The organism is Streptosporangium vulgare (genome assembly GCF_042428775.1).
Taxonomy (GTDB): Bacteria; Actinomycetota; Actinomycetes; order Streptosporangiales; family Streptosporangiaceae; genus Streptosporangium; species Streptosporangium vulgare.
Genome location: NZ_JBHMBS010000048.1, coordinates 13,160 through 32,750, shown reverse-complemented (window position 1 = coordinate 32,750; position 19,591 = coordinate 13,160). Strand labels below are relative to the sequence as shown.

The following is a 19,591-nucleotide window of genomic DNA, read 5'->3' as shown; positions in this document are numbered from 1 at the left end:
AGACGACCCGTCACATTAGAGACGACAGGGATACTCGGCTCGGCGAAGGTCAGAGCGGAGACGATCTGCTCGAACTCCGCCAGCATCGGCTCCATCAAGGGTGAATGGAAAGCGTGCGAGACGCGCAACCTGCGCGTCCGGGCGCTCACCAGGGCGGCGATCTCCTCCACGGCACTTTCGCTGCCGGAGATGACCACGGCCTGCGGGCCGTTCACCGCCGCGATGCCGACGTCCTGGCGACCCTCTAGCAGGGGAAGGATCTCCGCTTCGGGGGCGGCGATGGCCAGCATCGCCCCACCCTCCGGCAACGCCTGCATCAACCGCGCCCGCGCCGTGACGAGGGCACACGCGTCCGGCAGCGACAGCACACCCGCCACGTGAGCAGCGGCGATCTCCCCTACCGAGTGCCCGACGAGCACGTCCGGGGTGACCCCCAGCGAGGTGAGCAGCCGATACAGCGCCACCTCGAAGGCGAACAGGGCCGGCTGGGTCGTGCCCGTCTCGGCCAGCACACCATCGGGATCGGAGAACATCGCCTCACGCACCGACCCGGGCAGCAGCGCGCAGACCTCGTCCAGGGCGTCGGCGAACACCGGGAAGGCGGAGGCCAGCTCACGGCCCATGCCCACCCGCTGGCTGCCCTGACCGGCGAACAACATCGCCAGCCTGCCGCCACCGGCCGCTTCCAACGTCGCCGTACCGTCGGCCAGAGCCCGCAGGCCCGCCACCAACTCCGCCCGGTCGGCACCAACCACGACCGCGCGCTGCTCCAGCAACGCCCGGCCCGTCGCCAACGACCAGCCGACATCGGCCGGCTCCAGCTCCGGCCGCTCCTCCACCCAGGACGCGAGCCGGGAAGCCTGACCCCGCAACGCCTCGGGAGACTTGGCCGACAACAGCCACGGCATCACCGGCAGCTCGACAGCGCCGACAGGCTCCGGCTCCACCGCCGGACCCTGCTCGATGATCACATGCGCGTTCGTGCCGCTGATCCCGAAGGAGGAGATGGCCGCGCGGCGCGGACGGTCCTCGATGTCCCACGCACGCGCCTCTGTCAGCAGCTCCACTGAGCCCGCCGACCAGTCCACGTACGGCGAGGGCTCCTCGGCGTGCAGCGTCCGCGGCATGACACCGTTGCGCAGCGCCATCACCATCTTGATCACACCGGCCACACCCGCGGCGGCCTGGGCGTGACCGATGTTCGACTTGATGGACCCCAGCCAGAGCGGCCGGTCCTCGGGACGGTCCTGACCGTAGGTGGCCAGCAACGCCTGCGCCTCGATCGGGTCACCCAGAACGGTCCCGGTGCCATGCGCCTCGACCACGTCCACATCCGAGGTCGACAGACCGGCGTTCGCCAGGGCCTGGCGGATCACCCGCTGCTGCGCGGGGCCGTTCGGGGCGGTCAGGCCATTGCTCGCACCGTCCTGGTTGATCGCACTACCGCGCACCACCGCGAGAATCTGGTGACCGTTGCGCCGGGCGTCCGAGAGCCGCTCGACCAGCAGCACCCCGATGCCTTCTCCCCAGCCGGTGCCGTCGGCCTCCGCGGAGAACGCCTTGCAGCGCCCGTCCACCGACAGGCCACGCTGCCGCGAGAACTCGACGAAGGTATTCGGCGTGGCCATCACCGTGACGCCGCCCGCGAGGGCCAGGTCGCACTCGCCCGAGCGCAGCGACTGCGCCGCCCAGTGCAACGCCACCAGCGACGACGAACACGCCGTGTCCACCGTGACCGCCGGACCCTCCAGGCCCAGGGTGTAGGACACCCGGCCCGAGGCGACGCTGCCCGAGCTGCCGGTGCCGATCAGGCCTTCCAGCTCGCCCGGCGCGTCCGAGAGCTGGGGCGCGTAGTCGTGGTACATCACACCCGCGAAGACACCCGTACGGCTGCCACGCAACCCCACCGGGTCCAGACCCGCCCGCTCGACCGCCTCCCACGACGCCTCCAGCAGCAACCGCTGCTGCGGATCCATCGCGAGCGCCTCACGCGGCGAGATCCCGAAGAAGCCCGGATCGAACTCGGCGGCCTCGTACAGGAACCCACCATGCCTGGAGTACGAGGTACCCCGGCTGTCCGGGTCCGGATCGTACAACCTCGCCAGGTCCCAGCCGCGATCGGTCGGGAAGTCCCCGATGGCGTCCGTACCGGACGACACCAGATCCCACAATCCCTCCGGCGAGGACACCCCACCCGGGAACCGACAGGCCATCCCCACGATCGCGATCGGCTCGTCAGCCACCGAGACATCCGCGACGACCGCCTGCGAGACCTGACCACCGGCCAGCTCCCCGGCCAGGTAGTCCGCCACCGCCTCAGCGGTCGGGTAGTCGAAGATGAGCGTGGCCGGGAGCCGCAGCCCGGTCGCCGTGCTGAGCTGGTTGCGGAACTCGACCGCGGTGAGGGAGTCGAAGCCGAGCTCCTGGAAGCGCTTGGCCGACTCGACCGCCTCCGTGTCGGAGAAGCCGAGGACCGTCGCCGCCTGGGTACGCACCAGCCGGAGCAGGTCGGTCGGATCCGTCGCGGTCGTACTGGCACGTCGGGTGGGCACGCGGACCAGGCCGCGAAGGGCCGCGGGGAGGGTTCCGGCTTGGGCCTGGGCCTGCAGTGCCGGGAGGTTCAGCGAGGCCGGGACCAGTACGGCGTGCTCGTGGTCGATCGCGACGTCGAACAGGGCCAGACCGTCGTCGACGGGCAGCGGCGTGATGCCGCCGCGCTCAAGGCGGTGCAGGTCGGATTCGGTCAGGTCGCCTGCCATGCCACCCGAGGCCCACAGACCCCAGGCCAGCGACGTGGCCGGCAGCCCCTGCGCCCGGCGCCGCTCGGCGAGGGCGTCCAGGAAGGTGTTGGCCGCGGCGTAGTTGCCCTGGCCCGCGCTGCCCAGCACACCGGAGAGCGAGGAGAACAGCACGAACGCCGACAGGTCCAGCTCCCGGGTCAGCTCGTGGAGATACCAGGCCGCGTCGGCCTTCGGCCGCAGGACCGCGTCGAAGCGCTCCGGGGTGAGAGAGCCGACGATCCCGTCGTCCAGCACGCCTGCCGTGTGCACGACACCGGTCAGCGGGACCGACGCGACCAGCCGCGCCAGATCCTCTCGATCGCCGACGTCGCAGGCCGCCACCTCCACGGAGGCCCCCAGCTCGGTCAGCTCCGTCACCAGCTCGGCCGCTCCGGGCGCCTCGGCGCCACGACGGCTGGCGAGCAGCAGGTGCCGCACCCCGTGGGCGGCGACCAGGTGCCTGGCCACGAGCGCGCCCAGGCCGCCGGTGCCACCGGTGACCAGCACCGTGCCCTCCGGACCGAACACCGGAACGGCGTCGCCGGAAAGCACCGGTTCCGCAACCGCGCGCTGGGCCACCCGGCTCAGCCTCGGCATCAGGAACTGTCCGTCCCGCACCGCCACCTGCGGCTCGCCCGTGGCCAGCGCCCGGCCGACCGTGCCCTCGTCGAAGGTTTCGGTGTCCAGGTCCAGCAGCACGAACCGGCCCGGCTGTTCCGCCTGCGCCGCCCGTACCAGACCCCACACCGCCGCCTGTGCCAGATCCGGCACCTCGCCCGCGACCGCCACCACCGCGCCACGCGTGACGACGACCAGCGGCGACGCGCCCGGTTCCGCCTGGAGGGCGGCGAGGACCGCGTTCGTGGCGCGCCTGATCGCCTCGGGAACGGGCGCGTCGTCCGAAGGCACGTCGAGGAGCGCGTACGAAAGATCCGTCTGTCCGGTACGACCGGCCTGCATCCAGTCCAGCTGGAACAGGGAGTTGTGACGCGCCGCCGACTGCTCGGCGGACCGAGGACGGAGGATGAGCGACCCGACTTCCGCGACGGCCGTCCCCGTGGTGTCCGCCACCGCCAGGCCGAACACGCCTGTGCCGCTCGTCGGGGTGATGCGAACCCGCAGGGCGGTCGCCCCCTCGGCGTACAGCGTCACGTCGTTCCAGGCGAAGGGGATGTACGGCCGGCCGGGTTCCGCCTCGGGCAGGAATCCGGCCATGGGGATGGCGTGCAGGGAGGCGTCGAGCAGCGCCGGGTGCAGCCCGAACCGCCGGGCATCGGCGCCGGACTGCTCCGGCAGGGCGATCTCGGCGTAGACGACGCCGTCCTGCCGCCAGGCGGCCTGGAGGCACTGGAACGTCTCGCCGTACTCCATGCCGATCGCGGTGAGGTCGGCGTAGACGTTGTCGACGTCGAGAGCCTCGGCGCCGGGCGGCGGCCACTGCGCGAGATCGAAGGCGGGTGCGACGGCGGACGCCGGGGCGAGGACGCCCTGGGCGTTCTGCCGCCAGTCCGCGGTGTCCCCGGCACGCGAGTGGATCGTCACCTGTCGGCGGCCGGAATCGTCGGCGCCCGCGACCACGACCTGGAGCTGGAGGCTGCCCTCCTCGTCCAGCAGCATGGGCGCCTGGAGGGTGAGCTCGTCGAGCACCGGGCAGCCGGTCTCGTCCCCGGCGCGTATCGCGAGCTCGACCTGCGCCGCGCCCGGTACGACCACCTGGCCGTCCACGAGGTGGTCGGCCAGCCACGGCTGCGCGGACAGGGACAGGCGGCCGATGAGCGTGAGCGTGCCGGAACCGGGGGCCGGGACGACAGCCGTCAGCAACGGATGGTCCACCGCCACCAGGCCGCCGCCGGAGGCGACCTCAGCGGTGGCGTCGAGCCAGTAGCGACGGCGCTGGAAGGCGTAGGTGGGCAGTTCGACGTGCCTGGCGGGCACCGAGGCGAAGTAGGTGTCCCAGTCGACCATGACGCCGTGGGTGTGGAGTCGGCCGAGTGCCTCGACCAGTGCCCGGACCTCGTCCCGGTCCTTGCGCGCGGTCGCGACGAAGACGCCGTCCTCGACGCTCTGCTGGGCCAGACCGGTCAGCACCCCATCCGGGCCGACCTCCACGAACACGTTCGCCTGGCAGGCGGCCACGCCGTCGGCGAAACGCACCGCTTCACGGACGTGCCGCACCCAGTACGCCGGGTCGGTGAGCAGTCCCGGCTCGGCGGGGCGGCCCGTCACGTTGGAGACGACAGGGATACTCGGCTCGTTGAAGGTGAGGGTGGAGACGATCTGCTCGAATTCGGCGAGCATCGGCTCCATCAGCGGGGAGTGGAAGGCGTGCGAGACCCGCAGCCTGCGCGTCCGCGCGCTCACCAGGCCCGCGATCTCCTCCACGGCACTTTCGCTGCCGGAGATGACCACGGCCTGCGGGCCGTTCACCGCCGCGATGCCGACGTCCTGGCGGCCCTCCAGCAGCGGAAGGATCTCCGCCTCGGGAGCGGCGATGGCCAGCATCGCCCCACCTGCCGGGAGTGCCTGCATCAAGCGGGCGCGGGCGGAAACCAGCGTGCAGGCGTCCGGCAGTGAGAGCACCCCGGCCACGTGAGCAGCCGCGATCTCCCCTACCGAGTGGCCCACCAGCACGTCCGGGGTGACACCCAGCGAGGTGAGCAAGCGATACAGCGCCACCTCGAAGGCGAACAGGGCCGGCTGGGTCATCCCCGTCTCGGCCAGCACACCATCGGGATCGGAGAACATCGCCTCACGCACCGACCCGGGCAGCAGCGCGCAGACCTCGTCCAGAGCGTCGGCGAACACCGGGAACGCCGCCGCGAGGGACGCCCCCATGCCCACCCGCTGACTGCCCTGACCGGCGAACAACATCGCCAACCTGCCACCGGCCACAGCAGCCGGCGTCGCCGTACCGTCGGCCAGGGCACGCAGGCCCGCCACCAGCTCGGCCCGGTCCGCGCCGACCACCGCCGCGCGCTGCTCCAGCACCGAACGGGCCGAGACCAGCGCCTTGCCGACGGCGGTCGGCGGGACGTCGTCCTGTGCTGCCCAGTCCGCGAGCCGGGCGGCCTGCGCCCGGAGAGCCTCGCCGTCGTTGGCGGAGATCAGCCACGGAACGACGGGCGGTTCGGCATCGTCGGCGGGTGCGGTGGCGGCCGGGCTCTGCTCGATGATCACATGTGCGTTGGTGCCGCTGACGCCGAAGGACGACACGCCCGCGCGGCGCGGGCGGTCCTCGACGTCCCACGAACGGGCCTCGGTCAGCAGCTCGACGGCACCGGCCGTCCAGTCCACGTGCGGCGACGGCTCCTCGGCGTGCAGCGTCCGGGGCAGCGTCCCGTGCCGCATCGCCATCACCATCTTGATCACGCCACCGACACCGGCGGCGGCCTGGGTGTGACCGATGTTCGACTTCAGCGACCCCAGCCACAACGGCCGGTCCTCCGGCCGGTCCTGACCGTAGGTGGCCAGGATGGCCTGTGCCTCGATCGGGTCGCCGAGGGTGGTGCCCGTGCCGTGCGCTTCCACGGCGTCGATGTCCGCGGTCGACAGACCGGCGTTCGCCAGCGCCTGGCGGATCACCCGCTCCTGCGAGGGACCGTTCGGGGCGGTGAGGCCGTTGCTCGCACCGTCCTGGTTGATCGCGCTACCGCGCACCACCGCGAGGACCTGGTGACCGTTGCGCCGGGCGTCCGAGAGCCGCTCGACGAGCAGCATGCCGACACCCTCGCCCCAACCTGTACCGTCCGCCGACGCGGAGAACGCCTTGCACCTGCCGTCCGCCGCGAGCCCGCGCTGCCGGGAGAACTCGATGAAGACGCTGGGCGTGGCCATCACGGTCACACCACCGGCCAGCGCCAGGTCGCACTCACCCGAACGCAGGGACTGCGCGGCCAGGTGCAGCGCCACCAGCGACGACGAGCACGCCGTGTCGACCGTGACCGCCGGACCCTCCAGCCCGAAGGTGTAGGCGACCCGCCCCGAGGCGATGCTGCCCGCGCTGCCGTTGAGGACGAAACCCTCGAAGCCCTCGGGCGCGTGCGGCAGGCGGCCGCCGTAGTCGTGGTACATCACCCCGGCGAAGACACCCGTACGGCTGCCGCGCATCGCCTTCGGGCTGATCCCCGCCCGTTCGATCGCCTCCCACGAGGTCTCCAGCAGCAGGCGCTGCTGCGGGTCCATCGCGGTGGCCTCGCGCGGCGAGATGCCGAACAGGGCGGCGTCGAACCGGTCGGCGTCGTGGAGGAAGCCGCCCTCGCGCGCGTAGCTCGTACCGGCGTGGGCGGGGTCGGGGTCGTAGAGCCGCTCCAGGTCCCAGCCACGGTTGCCGGGGAAGGTGGTGATCGCGTCGTCGGCCCGGACGAGGAGCCGCCAGAGGTCTTCGGGAGAGACCACGTCGCCGGGGTAGCGGCAGGCCATGCCGACGATCGCGATGGGCTCGTCCGCGGGACCGGTGTGCGCGCTCACCTGGTCGGTGCGCGAGGCGCCGGTGAGCTGCTCGTGCAGGTGCTCGGCGAGCGCGTCCGTGGTGGGGAAGTTGAACAGCAGGGTGGCGGGCAGCCGCAGTCCGGTGGCGGCGTTGAGCCTGTTGCGCAACTCGACGGAGCTCAGCGAGTCGAAGCCGAGGTCCTTGAAGGCCGCCTCGGCGTCCACGGCGTTGGCGTCGGTGTGCCCGAGCACGAGCGCGATGTTCGTCCTGATGAGCGAGAGCAACGCCGCCTTGTCGGCTCCCGCCCGCACGGGCTTGGCCGTCGCGGCCCGTCGTGCCTGGGGCTTGACCAGCGCCCGGAAGACCGCGGGGATCTCGTCCTGGCGGCGTAGCGCCGCGGTGTCGAGGCGGGCGGGAATCTGCACTCCCCTGTCGAGGGTGAGCGCCGCGTCCAGCAGGGACATGCCCTGGGCCGCCGGGAGCGGTGCGAGCCCGATCCTGCCGAGCCTCGCCACGTCGGCCTGGCTGAGCGCGCCCGCCATGCCGTTGTCGGTCTCCCACAGCCCCCAGGCCAGGGAGAGCGCGGGCAGCCCCCGCGCACGGCGGTACGACGCCAGCGCGTCCAGGTAGGCGTTGGCCGCCGCGTAGTTCGCCTGGCCGGCGCTGCCGACGATGCCGGCGATGGAGGAGTACATCACGAAGAACGACAGGTCGAGCCCACCGGTGAGCTCGTGCAGGTACCAGGCCGCGTCCGCCTTCGGCGCGAAGACCCGGTCGATCCGCTCCGGGGTCAGCGACGTCACGGCGCCGTCGTCGACGACTCCGGCCAGATGGACGACGCCGGTCAGCGGCCGGTCGTCGGGAACGGCCGCCAGCAGGGCGGCGAGCTCGGCCCGATCGGACACGTCGCAGGCGACGATCGTGACCTGCGCGCCGAGCGAGGTGAGCTCGGCCAGCAGATCGTCGGCTCCGGGCGCCGCCGGGCCGCGGCGACCGGCCAGCAGCAGGTGCCGGACCCCGTGCTCGGTGACGAGCCTGCGCGCGGCCAGGGTGGCGAGCTCGCCGGTGCCTCCGGTCAGCAGTACCGTGCCCGCCGGGGTTCCGGGCGAGCGCTCGATCACCGGCGCGTTGACCAGCGGTACGATGCGCGGCACGCGGACCGTACCGGCCCTCAGGGCCAGCTGCGGCTCGCCGGAGGCGCAGGCGCGAAGCAGCGCGGCCTCCGAGTCGGGGTGGCCGTCGGTGTCCACGAGGACGAACCGCCCGGCGTGCTCGGACTGGACGGACCGGATCAGTCCCCAGACCGGGGCGGTGGACAGATCGGGTACCTCTCCCTCGTCCACGCTGACCGCGCCGCCGGTCACCACGACCAGCTGCGACCGCGCCGACCGCTCGTCCGCGAGCCATTCCTGGACGAGCGCGAGCACCTCGTACGTCCGCTCGCGGCCCACACCGGCCGGGACGCGCACGAGGACCCGCTCCGCACCGACCGCGTCCTCCAGGGAGGAGAGGTCGTTGAGTTCCACCACCCGTCCGGGCTCCGCGCCACCGGTTCGGACGCTCACCCAGTCCAGCACGTACGGCGTGCGCTCCGGGGACAGCTCTGTCGCCACGGGCCTGACCACCAGGGAGTCCACCGTGAGGATCGGCGCTCCGGTGTGGTCGGCGACGCTCAGCGAGAGCTCACCCGGCCCCTTGGCGGTGGTCCGTACCCGCGCCATGGTCCCGCCCGCCGCGTGCGCCGAGACGCCGGACCAGGCGAAGGGCAGGAACGGGTGGCCGGGCTCGCTGGGCGGCAGGAGATCGCCGAGCGTGATGGAGTGCAGTACCGCGTCGAGGAGGGCGGGGTGGAACCCGAACCGCTCCGCGCCGGCCTGGACGTGGTCGGGCAGGACGATCTCGGCGTAGACGGCGCCGTCCCGCTGCCAGGCGCTCACCAGGCCCTGGAAGGCACTGCCGTACTCCAGGCCCGTGACGGCCAGGCTGTCGTAGAGGTCGTCGATGTCGACGGGCCGCGCGCCCGGCGGTGGCCACTGCGCCAGGTCGAAACCGGGTGTGGCCGCGGCGGGGCCGAGCGTCCCCTGTGCGTGCCGCTGCCAGGTGGTCGTGCCTTCGGGCCTGGAGTACAGGGACAGGCCGCGCTGACCGCTGCCGTCGGGGGCGTCGATGACGACCTGGAGCTGGACGGGGTGGTCGTGCGTGAGGACGAGGGGAGCCTGCAGAGCCAGCTCGGAGACCGTCTCGCAGTCCTCGATCTCGGCCGCGGCACGCAGCGCTATCTCGAGGAAGCCGGTGCCGGGAAGGATGGCCGTGCCGTTGACCGCGTGGTCGGCGAGCCAGGGCAGCGTGGTCAGGGAGAGCCGCCCGGTGAGCGTGAGGCTGTCGCCGTCGGGGGCCGGGACGGTGGCGCTGAGTATCGGATGGTCGACGGCGCTGAGCCCGGCCGCCGCCACGTCGCTGCCGGACCTGCCTGATTCCAGCCAGTAGCGCTGGTGCTGGAAGGCGTACGTCGGCAGATCCACCCGCGCTCTCGGGGTGAGGATCGCCGTCCAGTCGATTTCCGCACCGTGGGTGTGGAGTCGGCCCAGCGCCTCGACCAGCGCCCGGACCTCATCACGGTCCTTACGCGCGGTCGCGACGAAGACGCCGTCCTCGACACTCTGCTGGGCCAGACCGGTCAGCACCCCATCCGGGCCGACCTCCACGAACACACCCGCCTGACAGGCGGTGACGCCGTCGGCGAAGCGCACCGCTTCACGTACGTGCCGCACCCAGTACGCCGGGTCGGTGAGCAGTCCCGGCTCGGCGGGGCGGCCCGTCACGTTGGAGACGACGGGGATGGTCGGTTCGTTGAAGGTGAGGGTGGAGACGATCTGCTCGAATTCGGCGAGCATCGGCTCCATCAAAGGTGAATGGAAGGCGTGCGAGACGCGCAACCTGCGCGTCCGCGCGCTCACCAGGCCCGCGATCTCCTCCACCGCAGCCTCGCCACCGGAGATGACCACGGCCTGCGGGCCGTTCACGGCCGCGATGCCGACATCCTGGCGGTCCGCCAGCAGCAGAAGGATCTCCGCCTCGGGAGCGGCGATGGCCAGCATCGCCCCACCCTCGGGGAGCGCCTGCATCAACCGGGCACGGGCGGAGACCAACGTGCAGGCGTCCGGCAGTGAAAGCACCCCGGCCACGTGAGCAGCGGCGATCTCCCCTACCGAGTGCCCGACGAGCACGTCCGGGGTGACCCCCAGCGAGGCCAGCAGCCTGTAGAGGGCAACCTCGAAGGCGAACAGGGCCGGCTGGGTCGTCCCGGTCTCGGCCAGCACACCATCGGGATCGGAGAACATCGCCTCACGCACCGACCCGGGCAACAGCGCGCAGACCTCGTCCAGCGCCTCGGCGAACACCGGGAAGGCGGAGGCCAGCTCACGCCCCATCCCCACCCGCTGACTACCCTGACCGGCGAACAACATCGCCAGCCTGCCACCACCGGCCGCTTCCAACGCCGCCGTACCGTCGGCCAGAGCCCGCAGGCCCGCCACCAATTCAGCCTGGTCGGCACCGACCACCGCCGCGCGCTGCTCCAGCACCGTACGGCCCGTCGCCAGTGTCCAGGCGACGTCCACCGAGTCCAGCTCCGGCCGCTCCTCCACCCAGGAGGCGAGCCGGGAAGCCTGACCCCGCAGCGCCTCGGGAGTCTTGGCCGAGATCAGCCACGGCGTCACCGGCAGCTCGACAGCGTCGACAGGCTCCGGCTCCACCGCCGGACCCTGCTCGATGATCACGTGCGCGTTCGTGCCGCTGACGCCGAAGGACGACACCGCAGCCCGGCGCGGACGGTCCTCGACATCCCACGAACGGGCCTCGGTCAGCAGCTCGACGGCACCGGCCGTCCAGTCCACGTGCGGCGACGGCTCCTCGGCGTGCAGCGTCCGGGGCAGCGTCCCGTGCCGCATCGCCATCACCATCTTGATCACGCCACCGACACCGGCCGCCGCCTGCGCGTGACCGATGTTCGACTTCAGCGACCCCAGCCACAGCGGCCGACCCTCCGGCCGGTCCTGACCGTAGGTCGCGATCAGCGCCTGTGCCTCGATCGGGTCGCCCAGCACCGTTCCCGTGCCGTGCGCCTCGACCACGTCGACATCCGAGGTCGACAGGCCCGCGTTCGCCAGGGCCTGGCGGATCACCCGCTCCTGCGAGGGGCCGTTCGGGGCGGTGAGACCGTTGCTCGCACCGTCCTGGTTGATCGCACTACCGCGCACCACGGCGAGCACCCGGTGGCCGTTGCGCTCGGCGTCCGAGAGCCGCTCGACGAGCAGAACGCCGACGCCCTCGGCCCAGCCGGTGCCGTCGGCCTCCGCGGAGAACGCCTTGCACCGCCCGTCCGCCGACAGGCCACGCTGCCGGGAGAACTCCACGAACGTGCCGGGTGAGGCCATCACCATCACGCCGCCCGCGAACGCCAGGTCGCACTCACCCGTGCGCAGCGCCTGTACGGCCAGATGCAGCGCCACCAGCGACGACGAGCACGCCGTGTCGACCGTGACCGCCGGGCCCTCCAGGCCCAGGGTGTAGGACACCCGGCCCGAGGCGACGCTGGCCAGGCCGCCGGTGAGGAGGTATCCCTCCACGGACTCCGCGCCTTCGAAGCGTCGCGGCCCGTACTCCATGGGGGCGATGCCGGTGAACACCCCGGTCTGGCTTCCCCGCAGCTCCGCCGCGTCGATGTCGGCGTGCTCGATCGCCTCCCACGACGCCTCCAGCAGCAACCGCTGCTGCGGGTCCATCGCGAGCGCCTCGCGCGGCGAGATGCCGAAGAAGCCCGCGTCGAACTCGGCCGCGTCGTAGAGGAACCCGCCGTACCGGGTGGAGGAGGTGCCCCGGTCGTCCGGGTCGCCGGAGAACAGCCGGTCCAGGTCCCAGCCCCGGTCGGTGGGGAACTCGCCGACCACGTCGGCACCGGCGGCCACCAGGTCCCACAGGTCCTCGGGCGAGGACACCCCGCCGGGGAAGCGGCAGGCCATCCCCACGATCGCGATCGGCTCGTCGTATCCGGCCGTCCGAGCCACCGAGGACGCCGAGGCCGACGAGGACGCCGCCGTGGTGTCGCCGAGCAGTTCCGCCCGCAGGTACTCCGTCAGCACCGTCGGTGACGGGTAGTCGAACAGCAGCGAGCTCGGCAGCCGCAGGCCGGTGGCCGCGTTGAGCCTGTTCCTGAGCTCGACGGCGGTCAGCGAGTCGAAGCCCGCGTCCTTGAACGCGCCCGTCACGCTGATCACGTGCGGCGTCACGTGCCCGAGCACCAGGGCGGCCTGGCCGCGGACCAGGTCGAGGAGCGTGCGTTCCTGCTCCTCCGGGCTCATCTCGCGCAGGAGTTGCCCGAGTGCCACGTCGCCGGACGCACCGGTCGCGCGGCGCTCGATCGGCTTGCGCAGCAGGGCGCGCAGCATCGAGGGCGCCGGGTCGGCGACCTTCGCGAGGCTCAGCCGCGCGGGGAGCGCCGTCTCCGCCGACGCGGCGAGCGCCGTGTCGAAGAGCGCGAGCGCCTGGTCCGGTGGCAGCGGGGCGACGCCCAGCCGTGCCCACCGCGCCAGGTCGGCCGTGGCGAGCGTCGACCCCATGCCGCCGAACTCCGAGGAGTTGTCCCACAGGCCCCACGCGAGCGCCGTCGCGGGCAGGCCGAGCGTACGGCGGTGCCGGGCCAGGCCGTCCAGGAACGCGTTCGCCGCGGCGTAGTTGGCCTGGCCCGCGCTGCCCAGCGTGCCCGCGCACGACGAGAACAGCACGAACGCCGACAGGTCGCGGTCGCGGGTCAGCTCGTGCAGCAGCCAGGCGGCCTCGGCCTTGGTCCGCCACACGGCGTCGAGCCGTTCCGGGCTCAGGGCCGAGACGACGCCGTCGTCCAGGACTCCGGCGATGTGCACGACCCCGGTCAGCTCCCGGCAGGAGTCGACGAGCGCGGCCAGCGCGTCGCGGTCGGACAGGTCGCACGCGGTCAGCTCGACCCGCGCGCCGAGCGCGGTCAGCTCGGCCGCCAGTTCGACGGCCCCGGCCGCCCGCGGGTCGCGGGTGGGCAGCACGAGGTCGCGTACGCCGTGCGCGGTGACGAGGTGCCGGGTGACCACTCGCCCCAGCCCGCCCGTGCCGCCGGTGACCAGGACGGTGCCGCCGGGTGTCCAGGGCGCCTCCCCGGGGGGCAGGTCGCGCCTGGCCAGCCGGGGAACGAAGATCCTTCCTTCCCGTACCGCCAGCTGCGGCTCGTCGTAGGCGAGGGCGGCGGCGATGTCGTCCTGTGCGGCGCCGTCGTGGTCGAGCAGCACGAACCGGCCGGGGTACTCGGTCTGCGCGGACCGCACCAGACCCCAGACGGCCGTCGCGGCCAGGTCGGTCTCCTCGCCGGTGGCGCCCCTGGTGAGGATCACCAGCCGCGAGGACGAGGGGTGGTCACCGGTGAGCCGGTCCTGGACGGCGGAGAGCACGCGCAGCACGGCTTCACGTGCCCGTGCCGTCTCGTCCCGCTCACCCGTCTCGTCCCGCTCGTCCTCGTCCACCCAGTCCAGGAACACGTCGTCGGAGGCGGGGGCGCCGCCGGTGGCCGGCACCGGGACCCAGTCGACCGCGAACAGCCCGACGTGTTCCGTGGGCACGCCGCCGGGACCGCCCGTCTCCAGCCAGTACCGCTCGCGCTGGAAGGCGTAGGTGGGCAGCTCGACCCCACGGGCCGTGGCCGGGACGGCGGCGAAGTAGGCGTCCCAGTCGACGACGGTGCCGCAGGTGTGGAGCCGGCCGAGGGCCTGCACGAAGGTGCGGATCTCCTCGCGCTCCTTGCGCGCGGCCGCGACGAACACGCCGTCGGCGAGCGTCTGCTGGGCCAGGCCGGTCAGGATGCCCTCGGGTCCGACCTCCAGGAAGACGTTCGCCTCGGTGGCGCCGATCGCGTCGGCGAAGCGGACCGGCCGCCGCACGTGCTCGACCCAGTACTGGGCGTTGGTGAGCTGCCCGGGGGCCGTGAGGTCGCCGGTGACGGCGGAGACGACCGGGAGGCGGGGCTCGTGGTAGGTGACGGTCGCCGCGATCCGCCCGAACTCGGCGAGCATCGGCTCCATCAGCGGCGAGTGGGAGGCGTGCGAGACCCGCAGCCGGCGCTTGCGCACGGTGACCCGCTGGGCGATCTCCTCGACCACGGACTCGACACCGGAGATCACCACCGAGGTGGGCGCGTTGACGGCCGCGATGGCGACCTGGTCCTCGCGTCCCTCGATGAGCGGCAGCACGTCGGCCTCCGACGCGGCGATCGCGAGCATCGCCCCGCCCGGGGGAAGCGCCTGCATCAGCCTGGCCCGTGCCGCGACCAGCGTGCAGGCGTCGGCCAGGGAGAAGACTCCCGCCACGTGGGCGGCGGCGATCTCGCCGACGGAGTGGCCGGTCACGACGTCCGGCCTGACCCCCAGGGAGGCCAGCAGGCGGGAGAGCGCGACCTCGAAGGCGAAGAGGGCGGGCTGGGTCATCAGCGTCTCGTCGAGCACGCCGTCGGGGTCGGCGAACATCGTCTCGCGGAGCGGGTGCGGCAACTGCCCGTCCAGCAGGACGCAGATCTCCTCCAGCGCCTCGGCGAACACCGGGAAGGCCGCGGCCAGGTCGCGGCCCATGCCCAGCCGCTGGCTGCCCTGCCCGGTGAACAGCAGGGCGAGCCTGCCGCCGTGGCCGCTGCCGGTCACCACGTCAGGTGCCGCCGTACGCCCGGCCAGTGCCCGAAGGCCCGCCAGCAGTTCCTCGCGGTCGGCGCCGACGACCACCGCGCGCTGTTCCAGTGACGCGCGGTCGGCGGCCAGGGCGGCGCCGGTCGCGGCGATCGGCGTGTCCGGCGTCATCCATGACGCGAGCCGCCCGGCCTGCGCCCGCAGCGCCTCCGGGCTCCTCGCGGAGACCAGCCAGGGCGTGACGGGCAGCTCGGCGGCGTCGGTCTCGGCCTCGGCCTCCGCCGGACCCTGTTCGATGATCACGTGCGCGTTGGTGCCGCTGATGCCGAAGGAGGAGATGGCCGCGCGGCGCGGGCGGTCCTCGACGTCCCACGAGCGGGCCTCGGTCAGCAGCTCGACGGCACCGGCCGTCCAGTCCACGTGCGGCGACGGCTCCTCGACGTGCAACGTGCGCGGCAGCGTCCCGTGCCGCATCGCCATCACCATCTTGATCACGCCACCGACACCGGCGGCGGCCTGCGCGTGACCGATGTTCGACTTCAACGACCCCAGCCACAACGGCCGGTCCTCGGGACGGTCCTGACCGTAGGTGGCCAGGATGGCCTGCGCCTCGATCGGGTCGCCGAGCATGGTCCCGGTGCCGTGGGCCTCGACCGCGTCGACGTCGGCCGCCGACAGGTTCGCGTTGACCAGGGCCTGGCGGATCAGGCGCTGCTGGGAGGGGCCGTTCGGAGCGGTGAGGCCGTTGCTCGCGCCGTCCTGGTTGACCGCGCTGCCCCGCATGACGGCGAGGACCCGGTGGCCGTTGCGCTCGGCGTCCGAGAGCCGCTCGACGAGCAGCATGCCGATGCCCTCTGCCCAGCCGGTGCCGTCGGCCTCCGCGGAGAACGCCTTGCACCTGCCGTCCGGCGACAGGCCGCGCTGCCGGGAGAACTCCACGAACATGCCGGGCGAGGCCATCACGGTCGCGCCGCCCGCGAGGGCGAGGTCGCAGTCGCCCGACCGCAGGGACTGCGCGGCCAGGTGCAGCGCCACCAGCGACGACGAGCACGCCGTGTCGACCGTGACCGCCGGGCCCTCGAACCCGAACGAGAACGCCACGCGCCCGGAGATCACGCTGCTGGTGGTCCCGGTCAGGACGTAGCCCTCGGCGTTTCCGGTGGCCTCGTGCAGCCTGGGGCCGTAGTCCTGGGCCGTCGCGCCGGCGAACACCCCGGTACGGCTCCCGCGCAACCGGCCGGGGTCGATCCCGGCCCGCTCGATCGCCTCCCACGAGGTCTCCAGCAGCAACCGCTGCTGCGGGTCCATGGCCAGCGCCTCGCGCGGCGAGATGCCGAAGAAGCCGGGATCGAACTCCGCGGCCTCGTACAGGAATCCGCCGTGCCTGGCGTAGGACGTACCGCTGCTGTCGGGGTCCGGGTCGTACAGACCGCCCAGATCCCAGCCGCGATCGACGGGGAACTCGCCGATCGCGTCCCCCTCCGAGATCACCAGCTTCCACAGGTCGTCGGGAGAGACCACGCCGCCGGGGAACCGGCAGGCCATGCCGACGATCGCGATCGGCTCGTCGTGGCCGACGGCCCGTTCCACGGCCGGCACCGGCGCGGAGTCCGCGGAGTCGGTGGAGTCGCCCGCCAGCTCCGCGCGCAGGAACGCGGCGAGCGCGGCCGGCGTGGGGTAGTCGAACAGCAGCGAGGTAGGCAGCATCAGGCCGGTGGCGGTGTTGAGCCTGTTCCTGAGCTCGACCGCGCTGTAGGAGTCGAATCCGAGCGCCTTGAAGGCGGTTCCGGCGTCCACGGTCGCGGTGGTGGCGTGGCCGAGCACGAGCGCGACACAGGTCCGTACGAGGTCGAGGAGCACCTGCTCGCGCTCCGGTCCGGTCAGCCCGGCCAGGCGGCCGGTGAGCGGCCGGGTGTCGTCGGCTCCGGCGGCGGGCGCCTGCGGGGCGGTGTCGGTGAGCCAGTGGCGCGTGCGCTGGAAGGCGTAGGTGGGCAGCGGGACGCGCCGGGCGCCGGGGAACAGCGCCTCCACGTTCACCTCGGCGCCACCGGTCTGCAGCGCGGCGAGCGCGAGGCCCGCGGTGAGAGGTTCGGGCCGGCCGTCCCGCAGCGTGGTGACGAACAGCGCGCCGGCGTCCGGCGGCAGGCACTGCTGCCCCATCCCGGACAGGACGGCGCCCGGACCGATCTCCACGAACGTGCTCACGCCCTCGGCCGCCAGGGCGCGGACGCCGTCGCCGAACCGCACGGCCTCGCGCACGTGCCTGACCCAGTGCTCGGGTGAGCACAGTTCCCGGCCGGACGCGGTGGCGCCGGTGAGGTTCGACACGATCGGGATGACCGGCTCGTGGTAGGTGAGCGACTCGGCCACCCGCCGGAACTCCGCCAGCATCGGATCCATCAGCGGCGAGTGGAAGGCGTGGCTGACGCGCAGGCGACGGACCTTGCGCCCGCGCCCGCGCATCTCCTCGGCGATCTCGGCGACGCGGCTCTCCGCGCCGGAGACGACCACGGACTCCGGCCCGTTGATCGCGGCGATGCTCGCCGAGGCGTCGAGAAGGGGGAGGATCTCCTCCTCCGTGGCCTGGACGGCGACCATCATGCCGCCGGGCGGCAGGTCCTGCATCAAAGCGCCGCGTGCCGAGACCAGGGCGCAGGCGTCCTCCAGCGACAGCACGCCGGCGACGTGCGCGGCGGCGATCTCGCCGACGGAGTGGCCGATGAGGTGGTCGGGGCGGATGCCCCAGTGCTCGTACAGCCGGGTGAGGGCGACCTCGAAGGCGAAGAGGGCGGGCTGGGTCGTCCCCGTCTCGTCGAGGCGTCCGTCGCGGTCGGTGAACATCGCTTCGAGCAGGTCGCCCTCGAAGCAGGCGGCGATCTCGTCGAGGGCCCGCGCGAAGACGGGGTACGTGCCGTACAGCTCCCGTCCCATGCCGCGGCGCTGGCTGCCCTGCCCCGCGTAGAGGAAGGCGATCTCGCCGGTGCGCGGCCGGCCCGTCACGATCTCGGCGGCGAGCTCGCCACGGGACAGCTGCCCGAGTACGTCGGTCAGGCGCTCCGGCTCCTCCAGGACGACGCTCGCCCGGAAGGGGAACGCCGTGCGCGTCGTGGCCAGCGAGTAGGCGATGTCCACGGGGGCGGCGTCGGGGGTGGCGAGCAGGTGCTCGCGCAGCCGTACGGCCTGGCCGCGCAGCGCGGCCTCGCTCTGCCCGGACAGCGGCACGATCAGCGGCCCGGCGGACGGCGCGGGCGGCGCTGACGGCGCTGACGGCGCTGACGGCGCTGACGGCGCTGACGGCGCTGACGGCGCTGACGGCGTGAGCGGGACGTGCGACGCAGGCGAGGCGGATGACTCGGACGGCGCGGACGGCTCGGACGAGGCGGATGGCGCGGGGAGCGCGGGTTCCTCCCGCGGGCACTCCGCGAGCACCATGTGGCAGTTGGCACCGCCCATGCCGAACGAGCTGACCCCGGCCACCAGCGGCACATCGGCGCGCGGCCAGGGGCTCAGCGCCGTGTTGACCCGGAGGTTGAGCTCGTCGAGGGGGATGAGCGGGTTGGGCGTCTCGAAGTTCAGCGACGCGGGCAGCTCGCGGTGGCTGATGGCCAGCGCGGTCTTCAGGAGGCCGACGATCCCCGCGGCCCCTTCGAGGTGGCCGACGTTGGTCTTGGCCGAGCCGACGAGCAGCGGCGCGCCCGGCTCCCTCGCGGTGCCGATGGCGGTGCCGAGCGCGCGTGCCTCGACGGGGTCGCCGACCCGGGTGCCCGTGCCGTGCAGCTCGACGAACTGGACGTCGGCGGCGCTCACCCCGGCGCGCTCGCAGGCCAGGCGGATGACCTCTTCCTGGGCGTGCTGGTCGGGAACGGTGAGGCCCTCGCCTCCGCCGTCGTTGTTGACCGCGCTGCCCGCGATCACGCAGTACACCCGGTCGCCGTCGGCGAGCGCGCGGGACAGCGGCTTGAGCACGACGATCCCGCCGCCCTCGCCGCGCACGTAACCGTTGGCGCGCGCGTCGAAGGTGAAGCACCTGCCGTCGGGGGACAGGGCGCCGAACCTGGCGGCGGCCAGCGTGCTGTCGGGGGTGATGTTGAGGTTGACGCCGCCGACGATGGCGAGTCCCGACTCGCCGTTGCGCAGGCTCTCGCACGCCAGGTGCACGGCGGTCAGCGAGGCCGACTGCGCCGAGTCGACGGTCAGGCTGGGGCCCTGCAGCCCGAGGGTGTAGGAGATCCGGTTCGCGAGCAGGGCGCGGCTGAGGCCGGTCAGGCTGTGGCGGGACACCTTGCCCTGGAGCAGCTGGGCGTAGTCGCCGGCCATCGCACCGATGTAGACGCTCGTGCCCGTGTCGCGCAGGCTCTCCGGGACGATGCCCGCGTCCTCCAGCGCCTCCCAGCTCAGCTCGAGGACGAGCCGCTGCTGGGGGTCCATCATCGCGGCCTCGTTCGGCGCGATGCCGAAGAACTCGGCGTCGAACTCGGCGATTCCGTCGACGAAACCGCCGCGCATCGAACTGGTCTCCGGCGAGTTCCACCGGCCGTCCGGCACTTCGGTAATGGCGTCGCGGCCATCGCGAAGAAGGCGCCAGAAGGATTCGGGATCGGGGGCGTGGGGAAGGCGACAGGATATGCCGACGATCGCCACCGCGTCGTCGGAAAAAGTACGGGAGGAGAGTTCGAATTGCATTG

General features: G+C 72.9%; 1 protein-coding gene. It reads right to left on the bottom strand.

Annotation, left to right across the window (positions count from 1 at the left end; genetic code table 11):
* On the bottom strand, nt 1-19,589 hold a 19,589-nt coding region (locus ACFFRH_RS42435), incomplete at its 3' end, for an SDR family NAD(P)-dependent oxidoreductase (protein WP_386163735.1).
* Between the last annotated feature and the right edge of the window lie 2 nt (nt 19,590-19,591).